Origin of the sequence: Brevibacillus fluminis (assembly GCF_052072235.1) — a bacterium.
GTDB lineage: Bacteria > Bacillota > Bacilli > Brevibacillales > Brevibacillaceae > Brevibacillus_D > Brevibacillus_D fluminis_A.
On the sequence record NZ_CM125436.1, the window covers coordinates 4,167,235 to 4,181,300 of the forward strand.

The window sequence follows — 14,066 nt, forward strand, 5'->3', positions numbered from 1 at the left end:
AAAAAAGCCCATCTCCGCAAAGGATGGGCTTTTTACGATTCAATTGAAGCTGTTATTTCACAAGGCTTTCTGCCGCTTGCACAACGTTTTCCACAGTGAAGCCGTATTCTTTCATGATGCGGTCGCCAGGGGCCGATGCGCCGAATTGGTTGATGCCGATGATGGTGCCAGCGTCACCTACATAGCGCTCCCAGCCGAATGGCATCGCCATCTCTACGCCGACGCGCGCTTTGATCGTGGGCGGGATGACGGAGTCTTTGTATTCTTTGGACTGACGCTCGAACAGCTCCCAGCTCGGCATGCTGACAACGCGCGCCTGGATGCCGCGGCTTGCAAGCTCTGTGCGGGCTTGCATCACCAACGGAACCTCGGAGCCTGTCGCCAAAAGAATCACTTGCGGCTGGCCGTTTTCGGCATCAGCCAGCACGTAAGCGCCTTTGTTCAGGTTTGCTGCAGCCAAAGCAGCGGTTTCCTCAAGCGCTGGCAGGTTTTGACGGGTAAGCACCAGTACGACCGGCTCGTCTTTGCTTGCAATCGCATAGCTCCAGGCAGCATTGGTCTCATTCGCATCTGCCGGACGGATCACCGTCACGCCTGGCATCGCGCGCAGCGCAGCCAGATGCTCTACCGGCTCATGGGTTGGGCCATCTTCCCCGACTGCGATGGAGTCATGCGTGAACACGTACGTAACCGGCTGTTTCATCAGCGCGGACAGACGGATTGCCGGGCGAACGTAGTCGGAGAACACGAAGAATGTACCGCCGTACACTTTCACGCCGCCATGCAGCGCCATACCGTTCAACGCAGCGCCCATCGCGAATTCGCGAACGCCGAACCAGAAGTTGCGGCCTTCATAGCTGCCTGGCAAGAAATCGCCTGCACCTTTGATCAAGGTGTTGTTGGAGTGCGCCAAGTCTGCGGAACCGCCCATGAAATACGGAACGGTTTTCGCCAGCGCGTTGATCGCGTTTCCGGAAGCGACGCGCGTCGCCAGTTTCGCACCGTTTTCATAGACAGGCAGCTCTGCGTTCCAGCCTGCTGGCAGTTCGCCCGCCACAGCCAGCTTGAATTGTGCAGCCAGCTCCGGGTACGCCTGCGCATAACGGTCAAACATTGCTTGCCACTCTGCTTCCTTGGCTGTTCCCGCTTGTGCGATGCCTTTGTAAAAATCAGCCACTTCCGCAGGCACATGGAATTCTTCATGCGGCCATGCGTAGTTTTCTTTCGTCAGTTTCACTTCATCTTTTCCGAGCGGCGCACCGTGGGAAGCGGAGGAACCGCCTTTGTTCGGGCTGCCGTGGCCGATGACGGTTTTTACCTCGATCAATGTCGGGCGCTCCAGATCAGCGCGCGCTTCTGCCAGCGCCGCATCGATCGCCGCCAAGTCCGTGCCGTCTTCCACACGGATGTATTGCCAGCCGTATGCTTGATAGCGCTGCGCCACATTTTCCGAGAAAGATACGGACAGCTTGCCATCCAGACAGATGTCGTTTGAATCGTACAGCACGACCAGCTTGCCGAGCTTCAGGTGTCCTGCCAGCGAGGACGCTTCGCCGGATACGCCTTCCATCAGGTCGCCGTCGCCGCAGATCACATAGGTATAGTGATTGATCAGGTCAAAATTGTCCCGATTGTATGTAGCGCTCATATGGCGTTCCGCCATCGCCATGCCGACTGCCATCGCGATCCCTTGTCCAAGCGGACCTGTCGTCGCGTCGACGCCTGCTGTGTGGCCGAACTCCGGATGTCCTGGCGTGCGGCTGCCCCACTGGCGGAAGTTTTTCAAATCTTCAATAGTTACATCGTATGTCATCAGGTGCAGCATGGAATAAAGCAGCATCGAGCCATGGCCTGCGGACAGCACGAAACGGTCGCGGTCAATCCACGAAGGATTTTGCGGGTTCACTTTCATGTAGCGGCTCCACAGCACGTGTGCCATTGGCGAAGCGCCCATCGGCATGCCGGGATGGCCGGAATTGGCTTTTTCAATTGCATCGATCGCCAGCGTTCTGAGTGTATTTACGGCCAGCTGATCAATCGCTCCAGTAGTTGTCATCGGATTCTCTTCCTCTCATTAATTATTGGCAGTGTGATTATAACATAGCGCGTCTTGCCAGTCATACGGTCTTTCTTTGTGCACGCAAGGCGGCGAGAGCTTCCATGTACTCTTCCTTGTCAATCATCCCCAGCTCGCGCATCTCTTTCAGCTCGTCTTCGATCAAAAGTCTGTCCCCTTCCGGATCACCCGTGTAGATGTGAATGGAATAGCGCTTCAGAAACTCGGGCAGCGAAAAATCGGACTTGTGCGCGCTCACCTTTGTTCCTCCATGCGTCGCTCCATGCGGGAAAGCACGGCGTCATAATCGAATTCAAACGGATGGCAGTCAATCGCCACGACATCTGCCTGCGGGTAGCCTGCCTGCCATTCGCTTTTTGCATCTGGCGTACCCCCGACGAGAAACAGCGGATAGGAAGCGAGATCGCCATCAGCGGCGAGCACATCCAAAAATTGCTTGGTTTCCTCCGGCTCTTGGCCGACATTGACGACAATCACCATGCGGGTCACCTCGCCAGCCGCCTTCGCCTGGCGAATCGCTTGCAGGCTTTTGCCGTTTGGCACCAGCGCGTTCACGCCGGGAAACCGGTCGATAATTTCATCGAGCCAATCGTCTTCCTGCCAGGTCAAATAATAAATCATCGGGCTCATACTCCTTCACCAAACTTGACACTTCATTATAGCATGTGTTGCCCAAATTAACCCCTGCGAATAAACTTGACTTACTGAAATGCTTCACGTAAGGTGAAAAGATACGTGACTCTGGAAAATTTTCATAAGAAAGAGGTTTTACGAAGTGGGTAAGAAGCAGCTTGTCCTCTTGTTTTTCACTGCTTTTCTCATCATGCTCGGCTTTGGCATGATCATTCCCGTCATGCCCTATTTTGCCAAAAATCTCGGGGTCAATTCGTTCATGCTGGGGACCTTGTTCGCCAGCTACAATATCATGCAGTTTCTGTTCGCCCCTCTGTGGGGAATCGTCTCAGACCGGATGGGCCGCAAGCCATTGATCGGCTTTGGACTGCTTGGCTTCTCCATCACGTTCATCCTGTTCGGGCTCGCCACCAGCTACGGCGAAATGCTCGCCTACCGCATCATCGGAGGAATTGTCTCCGCTGCTGCGATGCCGACCGTCACCGCGATGGTCGCCGACTTGTTTGTGCCGAAGGAGCGGGCAAAAGGGATGGGCATGATCGGTGCCGGAATCGGGCTCAGCTTCGTTTTCGGCCCTGCCATCGGCGGCATCCTTGGCACATTCGGTTTTGCGGTTCCGTTTTTCGCAGCCGGCGGCGTCGCGTTTCTCACGTTTTTCCTCGTGCTGTTCGCCTTGCCAGAAAGCTTGCCGAAAGAAAAACGGACAGGCGCCATCCAGCGCGAAAAGCGGGAAAACCCGATCGCAGCGCTGTTCGGTTCAGCCTTGTCGCTGCTGTACTTCATTTTGTTCATCGTTTCGTTCGCGATGGCGGGTCTGGAAACGACCTTTGCCCTCTACATCAACGATCTGTACGGCATGACCGAGCAGCAGCTCGGATACATGTTCCTCGTCATGGGCTTTGTCGGCGCCTTTGTGCAAGGCGGCATGATCGGCAAAATGGTCAAAAAGCTCGGCGAGGCAAAAGTGCTTGTGCTAGGCATCGTGCTGTATGCCGTCGGCTTCCTGGCTATCCCGATCGGCAGCGGGTTTTGGAGCTTTGCCTTGATCCTCGCCCTGTTCGGCGCAGGCGGCGGGATGATCCGCACGACCGGTACCGCGATGGTGTCGCAGCGCACGACCCAAGGCCAAGGCGTGACATCGGGCACAATCAGCTCCATGGACAGCTTGGGCCGCATTCTCGGGCCGTTGACCGGAGGCGCTGTCTATGCATGGCATCCGAACGCGCCTTATTTGATCGGCGGCGTCCTGATGATCGTGCTGCTGGTTTTGTTCCAATCGCGCAAACGATATTTGCCCGAGCCGCATCCTGACCCGGCGAAACAAGAATCCCCGCATACCGCGTAAGCGCGGTGCGGGGATTTTTTTACTCTGCTTGCAGCTCATACCACCGGTCGTAGCTCGCAGCCAATGCCGCTTCCACTCGTTCCAGCTGCGCTTGCCAATGCGCCAGCTGCGCGTAGTCGCTCGACGCTTCGGCGAGCTGCTGCTGGGCAGCAAGGCGTTCTGCCTCCAGCTGTGCGATCTCCTCTTCCAGCTTTTGCAGCTGGTACGGATTCACCCGCTTTTCCGGCTGTTTCGCTTTCGCAGGCTCCTGGACGGCCGGCTTTGGCTGTTTTTGCGGGGATGGCGCTGCAGCCAGTGCCGCCTGTTTCGCCGCAAGCTGCCGTCTGCGCTGCTCCCGCGCCTCCTCATAGCGCCCCTCGTAGCGGACGATCTTTTGCTCATCGATCCAAAACACGCCGTCCACCATTTTTTGCAAAAAGTAGCGGTCATGGGAGACGATGAACAAGCTGCCGCGAAACTCGGCAATCGCTTCTTCCAGCGTTTCGCGCGCCTCGATATCCAGATGGTTCGTCGGCTCGTCGAGCAGCAGCAAATTGATCGGCTGATGCATCAGCTGCGCCAGCCGCAGCCTCATGCGCTCGCCGCCGCTCAGCTGTCCGACCCGCTTGTAAACCTGTTCGCCGTAAAACAGGAATTTGGCTAACCGATGGCGCGCCTCCGGTTCCGTCATTTTGGCGATTTCGCGAAACGCATCGATGACGCGCCGGTTCGGATCGCCCTCAATCGCTTTTTGCGACAAGTAGCCGACCTGCACGCTTGCGCCAAGGCGAACGGTTCCCGCGTCCGGCGCCAGATCGCCCATCAGCATTTTCATCAGCGTCGATTTGCCGCAGCCGTTCGGGCCTATCAGCGCTTTGCGCTCTCCGTAGCGGAGCAGCAGATCGGCATCGGCGAACAGCGTTTTGCCTTCAAACGATTTGCCCACCCCTTCGGCGATCAGCACATCCGTCCCGCTCCGATCGGTCGCCTTGAACGCGAGCGCCATCCGGTCCGCCTCCAGCTTCGGACGCTCGATCCGCTCGATGCGCGCCAACGCCTTTTCCATACTCTTGGCTCGGCGGTGAAAACCTTCATTCGGCGGATTCGAGCGGTTGCCCCATTCCTTCAGCCGCTTGATCGTCTCCTGCATTTTTTTGATTTTTCGCTGCTGCTCCTCATATTCGGCGAACTGGCGCAACAGCCGTTCCTCCCGCTCCGTCACATACGCGGTGTAGTTGCCCAGATACTGCGTCGCCTCCCCGCAATCGACTTCGATAATCGAGGTAACGATCCGGTCGAGGAAGTAACGGTCATGGGAGATCGCCAGCACGGTCCCCTTGTAGTCGCGAAGGAATTCCTCAAGCCACTCCATCGCTTCCACATCCAGATGGTTCGTCGGTTCGTCCAGGAGCAGCACATCGCTCGCCTCGCACAAAAGCTTTGCCAAGCCGATTTTCGTTTGTTCGCCGCCGCTCAAGCGGGCAAACAGCGTATCAAGCATCGCTTCCGAGATGCCGAGCCCGGTCGTCACCTGCGCCATCACCGTCTCCGTCCGATAGCCATCCAGCCGCTCGAACTGCTCCTGCAGCTGTTGATATTTTCCCAGCAGCTGTTCCAACAGCCCGGGGTTTTCTGCCGCCTTGCTCATCTGCTGTTCCAGCTCACGCATGTTCCCGCTGATGGCGGACACCTCGGCGAATGCGGAAGCGATCACGTCCCGCCCTGTCCACTGATCAGGATAGACAGGCGTTTGGGGCAAATACGCCCAACGGCTGCCCTTCGCTTTAAAAATGTCGCCGCTGTCTGCGCTCTCCTGCCCGCAAAGAATTTTGCAAAGAGTTGACTTGCCTGCCCCATTTGGGCCAACGATGCCGACTCGTTCGCCGGCATGAATTTCGATCGTGATATTTTCCAAAACGGGATGTGCCCCGTAGCTTTTCGTCATTGCATTTGTCGCTGCCAAAATCATCGTATATTCCTCCTAATCGTGTTTGAGCGCACAAAAAAACCGCAGGCAAATACCTGCGGCATCGGTCTTCGCGCTTTTGTGCGGCTAGTGATGCAGGATACGCCCTTTGTCGTTCAGCTTGGTTGTAGGGGTAAAAAAGGACAGACTGGTCCCGTTGAAGGAAAAATCATGAGTTTGGACCCCAGCTTCCACGAAAATCCAAGCTTGAATCGACTTCATCACGCACCTGCACCCCCTTTCACGATCAATTGGAAATAGATAGTTCCAGTATAGTCTATTTTTTCATTATTTGCCAGTGTCTTCTGCAAAAATCATCGGTTTGCCCGTCTCGTCATCAATGACGACCAGCGTCGTATAAGACGGCAGATCGACTCTGCCCAGCAAATACGGATAGGCAATCATCTGCGGATACATTTTCCCAGGTTCCGGTTTTGTCCGCTGCACATGCACCAAAAGCTGCTCCCAGCTTTGCTCGTTTTTCACGAACTTGATGCCGTAGCCGGGATTCGGCTGCGCGCCAAGCGCCACCATGTACAGATTGCCCTGTTGATGCACGCCTGGCTTCGTCTTGTTTTGCGCAACGAATGCTTTCTCTGCTTCTGTCAGCTTCAAAGGATCGACCATGACGAATCCCTTCCCGATTTTCGGATCAGCCTGCGAGACGATCGTGACCGCTTGCATAGGTCCGTCCCAGGCCACTTTGTAACCAACACCCTCTGCCATTTCGCGGAGCGGGACATAGCCTTTCGGCACCTGCGTACCGGCTGTCGGCTTATACGAAACCGTCAGGCTCCCCCGCTGAAAAGTCAGCACACCGTCTGCTTCTACAAGCTTGGCAGCCAGCAAGCTGGCCAGTCCGGTTGCCGGAACATACGTTTTATTGGCGAGAATGAGCGGTTTTGCTTTCCATTCCACCTGTTTTTGGTTCATAATAACACTAGGTCCTGTTGCTGCCTGTGCAGGAATTGCAGTCAGTACCTGCAAGCCTACCAAAATTCCCGCCATCCATGTGATACGTCTCATGCTGGTTCCACCTTTATCATTTGGCTTTCTACTCCATTTGACTGCATTTTGGCGGAAATGTTTCATAGGAACATGTGATTGACCATCATGACCAGCGGAATCGTCACCAGCGACAGCAGCGTGGAAAAAACGGTCATCATCGCGGCCAACTCCTCATCCGCCCCATACCGGGCGAAAACGATCGGAGCGATCGCGATCGTCGGCATCGCCACTTGCACTGCCACGACCTGCACGATTTCGCGGGACAGCGGAAATACGGTGGTCAAAAGCGCTGCCGCGATCGGGTAGACGGCCAGCTTGATGCCGAGCGGTGCCCCCATTCGAGAGATCGCCAGCGGCCGTTTATGGCGCAAATAATCAAACAGCAGCATGCCGATGTAAATCATGGCCATCGGCGAGGCGATCGCGGCCAATGTCGCGCTGAGCTGCTTGATCGGTGCCGGCGGCGGCGTCAAGCCGAGGGAAGCGAGCAGAAGCCCAAGCACAATCGCCATCATCGGAATGTTCACAAGAGACTTCAATCCGGCGAGCGTGACGCGGCGCTTTTCCTGCAAAAGCATGACGCCCAGCGTCCAAAGGCACAAGTCCATCCCGGCATCGAAAACGGCGGCAAGCACCGCGCCTTTTGGCCCGAACAACGCAGCACAGAGCGGCAACCCGATCGTTCCCGTATTGCCGAAGCCGGATACCACCGCCATTTCACAAGCTTTTTTTATGGAAACACCCTGCAGGCGGGCTGCGCAAAATCCGAGCAAAACGCCAAGGCAGCTTAGCAGAAACGCTAGTCCGAATACAATGAAAATTTGCAGCAAAAGCTCCCGCGTCATCGGGAGCTGAAACAATCCGTGCAAGATGATGCAAGGGAGTCCAACATTGACGATCAGCGTAATCATCAGTTGTCGCGAATCATGGGTCAGAGGCATGCGTTTGCCGATCAGCGCGCCAATCGCAATCATGACGCCCATGACGAAGATGGTGGTCAAAAGCGGCTCCATTTCCATCCAGCTGTCCTCCTTGCCCTATTCGCTGACATTCAGCCAAAAAAGCTGCTCATGATTGGCTTTTTCACAGGTGCGCAGCATATCGCCGCACACGGGAACGACCAACTGCAGCGGGACGCACCAACCGATCGGCAGCTCGGCATCCTGCCCTTCCACGGTCAGCATCCGCACCTGGTCGGCAGACTGATCCATCGCCAAAACGAAATGCTGCGGCGGTTCCGGATCGTTTTCTTTCCACTGAACAAGCACGAGGCCGTCGTTTCCTCCCGCAACTACCAGATCGACATGATCGCCATAGGCGGCATGCACCATCGTATGGGTCGTACCGTTCAATTGCGCGATCTCTTTCAAGACTTCATGCCAGGCGACATGGTTTTTTTGCTCGCCGCTGGCATCTGTATACATGAGCCAATCGTTCATTTTGTTCCTTCTTTCCCCTACCACACCGGTAGATACGTAAATTACGAGTGCTTTCTTATTGTACCACCCTTTGCCGGTTTCTTCGATTCACTTTCAGATCGCACGTTTTGTGGATAATCATTGGATTTGCGGTAAATCGTAACAAAGAGGCAATGTGCAAATTGTAGTTGACAAATTGGGCAAAACATCGTTAAATTACAAATCATACAAATATCATCGGATTAGTGGGGGTTTAGTCATGAAAAAACTCGTATCATTTCTGCTCGCATCAGTTTTGACCGTCGCACTCGCAGGCTGCGGTTCATCCGGTTCCCAGCCGCAAACCGGCGGCAACACCGCCACCAACGGTTCACAAGCCGCACAGCCGGAAGCGGGAAAAGAGCAGAATCTGCTCGATAAAGTCAAGGCGGAAAAAAAGCTGTTGATCGGTACGGAAGGAACGTACGCTCCTTTCACGTTCCACGATGCATCCGGCAAGCTGACCGGCTTTGACGTCGAGGTCGTCACGGAAATCGCCAAGCGCATGGGCGTTGAGCCGGTTTTCATGGAAACCCAGTGGGATGCCATGTTTGCAGGTCTTGACTCGAAGCGCTTTGACGTCGTTGCCAATGAAGTGGGCATCCGTCCCGACCGCCAGGAAAAATACGATTTCTCCAATCCGTACATCGTTTCCGCAGCTGTTTTGGTCACGCACAAAGACAATGACAAAGTGAAAAGCTTTGCGGACATCAAAGGCTTGAAAGCAGCGCAAACGCTGACCAGCAACCTGACGGACATCGCCCGCAAAAACGGCGCGGAAATCGTCGCGGTTGAAGGCTTCAACCAAGCGATCGATCTGCTTACTTCCAAACGTGTCGATGTGACGATCAATGATGGCTTGTCCCTGCTCGACTTCCTGAAGCAAAAACCGGATACACCGATCAAAATCGTTGCAAAAGACCCGAACGTCGCCAAAAACGGCTTCATGTTCCGCAAAGGCAGCACGGAGTTGGTCGATGCGTTCAACAAAGCGTTGGATGAGATTCAAAAAGACGGTACGTATCTGAAAATCTCTGAGAAATGGTTTGGTGCCGATGTTTCTAAATAATCTTTTCGGTGATTCCGAACGGCTGAACCGTTTGGTTGATATTGCACAAAGCTCCTTTTGGCCTCTGGCAAAAGGAGCCTTGACCTTTTCTATCACGCTCGCTGCGGTCTCATTCGTGATTGGCCTGTTTTTGGCGGTGCTGACCGCTCTCGCCCGCCTGTCGAAATCAAAGGCGCTTCGCGGGCTCGCGCGCGCCTATGTTTCCATCATCCGCGGAACGCCCTTATTGGTGCAGCTCTTCATTATCTTTTTCGGCTTGCCCAGCATCGGGATTACGATCGACCCGTTTCCTTCCGCAGTGATCGGCTTCTCGCTTTCCGTGGGAGCGTACGGCTCGGAAATCGTCCGGGCTGCGATTTTGTCCATTTCCAAAGGACAGTGGGAGGCAGCGTATTCTCTTGGCATGTCCTATCGGTTGGCGTTGCAGCGCATCATTTTGCCGCAGGCCGCGCGCGTTTCCGTTCCGCCGCTGTCCAACTCGTTCATCAGCCTCGTGAAAGATACTTCGCTGGCTGCGGTCATTCTCGTCCCCGAGATGTTCCGCAAAGCGCAGGAAATCACCGCCTCCACCTATGAACCGTTGCTTGTCTATTCAGAAGCGGCGCTCATTTACTGGCTGATTTGCCTCGTTCTCTCTATCATCCAGGATCGGATTGAACATCGTCTCGACCGCTATGTTTCGAGATAATCGTCCCGTTGGATTCTCGCATAATCAAAAAAAGCTCCGTACTGCAAGCTGCAGACACGGAGTTTTTTTCTTTGTAAAACTCACTTTAGTTATCACAGATCACGAAGAACAACCAAATAATGAGGAGAAACCAGATGAACCCCCCATCACAGAGACCTCCGAGAATACCACGCCTGCATCCCATATAAGCTAACCTCCTTATCAGATAAGTCAGGCAACCATAATCTTTCACGAGTATGCCTGCTGCTCTTTACTACTCTATGTAAAAAGCAAAGCACCGCTTGTATACATGTCTAGCAAACTGCAAAAACGGGCCCTCGCTCTATGGCGACAGCCCGTTTTCCTCGGTTTACGATTCCGTTATTTACTAATGTTCATGTACTGCTTCAGCTCTTCATAAAAAGTAGGGTTGCAGGCCATTACGCTGCTTTTCGCATCATGCGGCAGCGGTTCCCCGGTCATACGGGTCGCGATGCCGCCCGCCTCTTCCACAAGCAGACGACCTGCCCCGAAGTCCCACGGGTTGAGCGACATGCTCACATAGCCATCCAGCCGGCCTGCCGCCACATAAGCCATCTCCAAGGCCGCGCTGCCCAGCAACCGCATCCCGCGCACTTTGCCCGCCAGCTTCTTGACGATCTGATCGATGCCGATCTGTTCCGCCCGCTTGTTCCAGAACACGCTCGTGCACAGGAGCGCTTCTTCAAGCGTGACTTGCCGATCCAGATGCAGCTTGCGATCGTTCAAGTAAGCGCCTTCTCCTTTTACCGCAAAAAACATCTCATCGCGGGAAGGATCATACACGACCCCAACCATCGCTTCCCCCCGATGGTAGACCGAGATCGATACGGAAAAATTAATCTGCTGATGCACAAAATTCGTCGTGCCGTCAATCGGATCAATGATCCACAATGTATCGAATTGGTTCGGGTCTTGCTTGAACGTGCTTTCCTCACCTAAAATTCCATGATCGGGAAACCGTGACAAAATCAGCTTCACGAGCTGCTCTTCCACTTCTTTATCGACCGCTGTGACCAAGTCGGAAGCCGATGTCTTATACTCAACCTCATACGGCTGCTTCATGCGCTTGAGGCTCAATTCCCCCGCCATCCGCGCGCCTTCCTTCGCCGTCTTCGCGATTGACTCCAGTTGGAACGATTGCAATCCTATCGCCACCTACACCATAACATTTGTCTTTTAGTTTACCATACTTTGGCCGAGGGATACAGGCTGAGGGGTTTTTCAGCCAGCTGTTCGCCCGATCAAATGAAGGCGTTCGATCAACGTTTTTTACATGTGCATTCTTTTGAATCGCCCGCAATCTTTCACTTGTGCATGTTTTCTGTCTTTTGATACAGTGAGAAAAAGTGGTAGAAACGATGAGGAGGTAACACCCTTGGCCGTCATTCCGAAACGCCTGCTTTCGCTCTCTCTCGCTGCCGTCGCCGCCTTTTTTCCGTTAACGGGGGTCGCCAGCTCAAAAGACACGTTCCAATTCGCCCCGATCAATCCGGCATTTTCGGCCAAAACGACTGCGCATGCACTTTCCTCTGCGACATCAGACGGCCATGTGCTGGGCTATCGACCCGGTCCGGTGGTGCTCTCCTTGCCGCGCGAGTCCAGCCATGCGCGCAGCGTGAAGGCTGCCCTGCCTGCGGCCTATGATCTGCGTGCACTCCATCGCGTTTCACCTGTTCGGGACCAAGGCTCCTGCGGGGCATGCTGGACATTTGCCACGCTCGCATCGGTTGAATCAGCGCTCCTTCCCGATGAATCCTGGGATTTTTCTGAAAATTATTTGCGCAACAACCATCTTTTCGACTGGAGCCCTTGTTCGGGAGGAAACGCCAGCATTTCTACCGCCAATCTCGTGCGGTGGAACGGACCTGTGCTTGAGGTGGACGATCCGTACACCGATCAAACCAACAAACGAAAAACGGGGCTGCCTGCGCAGAAACATAGCCAGGATGTCCTGTACCTGCCTGAACGCGCCAATGCGCTGGATAATCAGGCCATCAAAGAAAGCCTGCGGCAAAATGGCGGCCTTTATGTCGGCCTTTCGTTTCAAGAATCGTTATTCAACAACAATGCGGCAGCTTATTACAACTCGCGCAATGAAGTGCCCAACCATGCGGTGACCATCGTCGGTTGGGACGACAATTATAGCAGAGACAACTTTCTCAAAAAACCCCCGGGCAACGGCGCCTTTATCGCCAAAAACAGCTGGGGGACAAACTGGGGAGACGACGGGTATTTCTACATCTCATACTATGATCGGACACTGACCGAATTTACTGCTTTCGTCAAACCGGAGGCGGCGAATAATTACCAGACGATTTATCAGTACGATGAGCTTGGTTTGACCGGCAGCCTGGGAGGAAGCAAGGATACCGGCTGGTTCGCCAACATTTTTCCCGCCCTGCGCGACGTCCGCGTCAAAGCAGCCGGCTTTTATACGCTCGGGCATGATGCGACCTATGAAGTGAAGGTTTATACCGATGTCGATCCGAAAAAAGGACCGCTCGCAGGCAAGCTGGCGAGCACCAGCATTGGCACGCTTGCATACATGGGTTACCATACCGTACAGCTGACTGAACCGGCAGAGGTGAAAGCGGGCACCTCCTTCGCCGTCGTCGCCAAAGTCACCGTCCCGGGCAACCAGTATCCAATCCCGGTGGAGAACCGGATCAAAGGCTATTCGTCCAAAGCGAGTTCCGGCAAAAACCAAAGCTTTTTCTCCGCGAATGGAGACAGATGGATTGACGTTACGACGCTCGATGCCACGGCCAACGTCGCTTTGAAGGCATATGCCGATGAAGGTGCGGCCAGTGCCCCTGTCGCATTGGACAAGATCGAAATCCGCGACGCCGCCGATCAAAAGAAGTTGACCAGCATGTCGCTCAAGCTGGCGGACGGCCCTGTCTCGCTCATCGTCAAAGCCTCCTATAAAGACGCGAGCACGGCCAACGTGACAGCCCAGACCTTGGTAAAAAGCAACAGCAATCCCGCTGTCATCGATGTCAAACAGGAGGGAGACAGCATCATCCTGACCCCGAAATCGGCAGGCAGCGCAAGAGTCCAGTTCACTTTCGAGAAAAAATCAGTTTCTCTTGCCATCCGCGTGAAGTAGAAAATATGCTGGCCTGCGAGGAGAAGGCGATCTGTCGCACATGGCGGGATCACCTTCTCTGCATGCCTGCTACAACAGCGCGTTGGTTTTCCGTCCTGCAGCAATCGGTTTGATAAAGGCAGCTGTTTTTTCCCAGGCGAAATCATGGGCGTTCGGCACATAATGAGCGGAATGGGGATCACAGCAGCCGTGCAGACCTTCAAGCTGCCATGTTTGCACATTCTCTTTTTGCAGCAGGACAGCCAACAGCTCGCCGACATCGAACGCCTTTTCTTCACTCGGCAAAAAGAGCAAAACCGGGCACGCCGGCTGAAGTTCAGGATATTGCCGGATGCGCGAGCCATAGTAGCCTACGACACCGTCGCAAAGCCCTGCCTGTTCGCTGCAGCGCCATGCGATCGTAGCGCCGATGCTGTAGCCTGCCACAATCACATGCTCATACCGGTTGCGCAGGCTGCGAATCAATTCCGTCGCCTGCTCACACCCCTGATCGAATCCGACCGCCTCTGTGAAATGGCGATAAGCTGCTTGTTCCTCGTCATAACAGAAAGGCTGCTCGCGCGCGAGTAGATTGGGGCAAAACACATCAAATCCCGCTTGTGCAAACCGCTCGCACACTTCCTCCATATGGGCATTGATCCCGTATATTTCATGCAAAACGACGATCGCGTTTGCACGTTTGTTGATACTTTTCAGCATTGACTCCACCCAACT

The 14,066-nt window shown here is 54.6% G+C and carries 13 protein-coding genes; 4 read left to right on the plus strand and 9 right to left on the minus strand.

All coding sequences use genetic code 11. The annotated features are described in order from the left end of the window. Nucleotides 1–52 precede the first annotated feature (52 nt). The 3 genes from tkt to ACTID9_RS20710 all read right to left on the minus strand — a co-directional run bounded on the left by tkt (nt 53) and on the right by ACTID9_RS20710 (nt 2,698). Nucleotides 53–2,056, minus strand: coding sequence for a transketolase (gene tkt, locus ACTID9_RS20700; protein ID WP_441066770.1), 2,004 nt, complete (start codon nt 2,054–2,056; stop codon nt 53–55). Between the two features lie 61 nt (nt 2,057–2,117). Beyond that, nucleotides 2,118–2,315, minus strand: a complete 198-nt coding sequence (locus ACTID9_RS20705) for a YqgQ family protein (protein WP_441066771.1) — start codon at nt 2,313–2,315, stop codon at nt 2,118–2,120. Beyond that, the gene (locus ACTID9_RS20710; protein WP_441066772.1) at nt 2,312–2,698 is read right to left on the minus strand and encodes a hypothetical protein; all 387 of its coding nucleotides are present in this window, start codon (nt 2,696–2,698) and stop codon (nt 2,312–2,314) included. The genes ACTID9_RS20705 and ACTID9_RS20710 overlap by 4 nt, the downstream gene beginning before the upstream one ends. A 154-nt stretch (nt 2,699–2,852) precedes the next feature. On the opposite strand from ACTID9_RS20710, the gene ACTID9_RS20715 reads away from it, so the two are divergent. Further along, nucleotides 2,853–4,055: an MFS transporter gene (locus tag ACTID9_RS20715; RefSeq protein WP_441066773.1), complete on the plus strand. Its 1,203-nt coding sequence runs from the start codon at nt 2,853–2,855 to the stop codon at nt 4,053–4,055. A gap of 19 nt (nt 4,056–4,074) precedes the next feature. On the opposite strand, the gene abc-f is transcribed toward ACTID9_RS20715, so the two are convergent. From abc-f to ACTID9_RS20735, 4 genes are all read right to left on the minus strand, one after another. Further along, entirely contained in the window at nt 4,075–6,003 is a 1,929-nt protein-coding gene (gene abc-f / locus ACTID9_RS20720; RefSeq protein ID WP_441066774.1) for a ribosomal protection-like ABC-F family protein, read from the minus strand. 285 nt (nt 6,004–6,288) lie between these two features. Then, entirely contained in the window at nt 6,289–7,026 is a 738-nt protein-coding gene (locus ACTID9_RS20725; RefSeq protein ID WP_441066775.1) for a protease complex subunit PrcB family protein, read from the minus strand. A gap of 62 nt (nt 7,027–7,088) precedes the next feature. Beyond that, nucleotides 7,089–8,027: an AEC family transporter gene (locus ACTID9_RS20730; protein ID WP_441066776.1), complete on the minus strand. Its 939-nt coding sequence runs from the start codon at nt 8,025–8,027 to the stop codon at nt 7,089–7,091. An 18-nt stretch (nt 8,028–8,045) separates the two neighbouring features. Further along, entirely contained in the window at nt 8,046–8,447 is a 402-nt protein-coding gene (locus ACTID9_RS20735; RefSeq protein WP_441066777.1) for a hypothetical protein, read from the minus strand. Between the two features lie 238 nt (nt 8,448–8,685). Between ACTID9_RS20735 and ACTID9_RS20740 the strand changes: the two genes are divergently transcribed. Continuing rightward, a complete protein-coding gene (locus ACTID9_RS20740) occupies nt 8,686–9,534 on the plus strand; it encodes a transporter substrate-binding domain-containing protein (protein WP_441066778.1) in 849 nt (282 codons plus the stop codon). Continuing rightward, a complete protein-coding gene (locus ACTID9_RS20745; protein ID WP_441066779.1) occupies nt 9,521–10,222 on the plus strand; it encodes an amino acid ABC transporter permease in 702 nt (233 codons plus the stop codon). The genes ACTID9_RS20740 and ACTID9_RS20745 overlap by 14 nt, the downstream gene beginning before the upstream one ends. A 360-nt stretch (nt 10,223–10,582) precedes the next feature. Here the strand turns inward: ACTID9_RS20745 and ACTID9_RS20750 are convergent, their stop codons facing one another. Then, complete coding sequence (locus ACTID9_RS20750; protein WP_441072674.1) at nt 10,583–11,392, minus strand: inositol monophosphatase family protein; 810 nt, start codon at nt 11,390–11,392, stop codon at nt 10,583–10,585. A 226-nt stretch (nt 11,393–11,618) separates the two neighbouring features. Here ACTID9_RS20750 and ACTID9_RS20755 point away from each other — a divergent pair, with 226 nt between their 5' ends. Next, nucleotides 11,619–13,352: a lectin like domain-containing protein gene (locus ACTID9_RS20755; protein ID WP_441066780.1), complete on the plus strand. Its 1,734-nt coding sequence runs from the start codon at nt 11,619–11,621 to the stop codon at nt 13,350–13,352. A gap of 69 nt (nt 13,353–13,421) precedes the next feature. Here the strand turns inward: ACTID9_RS20755 and ACTID9_RS20760 are convergent, their stop codons facing one another. Continuing rightward, on the minus strand, nt 13,422–14,051 hold the full coding sequence (locus ACTID9_RS20760; protein ID WP_441066781.1) for a dienelactone hydrolase family protein: 630 nt from the start codon (nt 14,049–14,051) through the stop codon (nt 13,422–13,424). Between the last annotated feature and the right edge of the window lie 15 nt (nt 14,052–14,066).

Excerpts from the sequence above, each read along its gene's own strand:
- ACTID9_RS20710 (WP_441066772.1), bottom strand. The coding sequence starts at position 2,698 with ATGATTTATTATTTGACCTGGCAGGAAGACGATTGGCTCGATGAAATT.
- ACTID9_RS20730 (WP_441066776.1), bottom strand. The coding sequence starts at position 8,027 with ATGGAAATGGAGCCGCTTTTGACCACCATCTTCGTCATGGGCGTCATG.
- ACTID9_RS20735 (WP_441066777.1), bottom strand. The coding sequence starts at position 8,447 with ATGAACGATTGGCTCATGTATACAGATGCCAGCGGCGAGCAAAAAAAC.
- abc-f (WP_441066774.1), bottom strand. The coding sequence starts at position 6,003 with ATGATTTTGGCAGCGACAAATGCAATGACGAAAAGCTACGGGGCACAT.
- tkt (WP_441066770.1), bottom strand. The coding sequence starts at position 2,056 with ATGACAACTACTGGAGCGATTGATCAGCTGGCCGTAAATACACTCAGA.
- ACTID9_RS20745 (WP_441066779.1), top strand. The coding sequence starts at position 9,521 with ATGTTTCTAAATAATCTTTTCGGTGATTCCGAACGGCTGAACCGTTTG.
- ACTID9_RS20740 (WP_441066778.1), top strand. The coding sequence starts at position 8,686 with ATGAAAAAACTCGTATCATTTCTGCTCGCATCAGTTTTGACCGTCGCA.
- ACTID9_RS20760 (WP_441066781.1), bottom strand. The coding sequence starts at position 14,051 with ATGCTGAAAAGTATCAACAAACGTGCAAACGCGATCGTCGTTTTGCAT.
- ACTID9_RS20725 (WP_441066775.1), bottom strand. The coding sequence starts at position 7,026 with ATGAGACGTATCACATGGATGGCGGGAATTTTGGTAGGCTTGCAGGTA.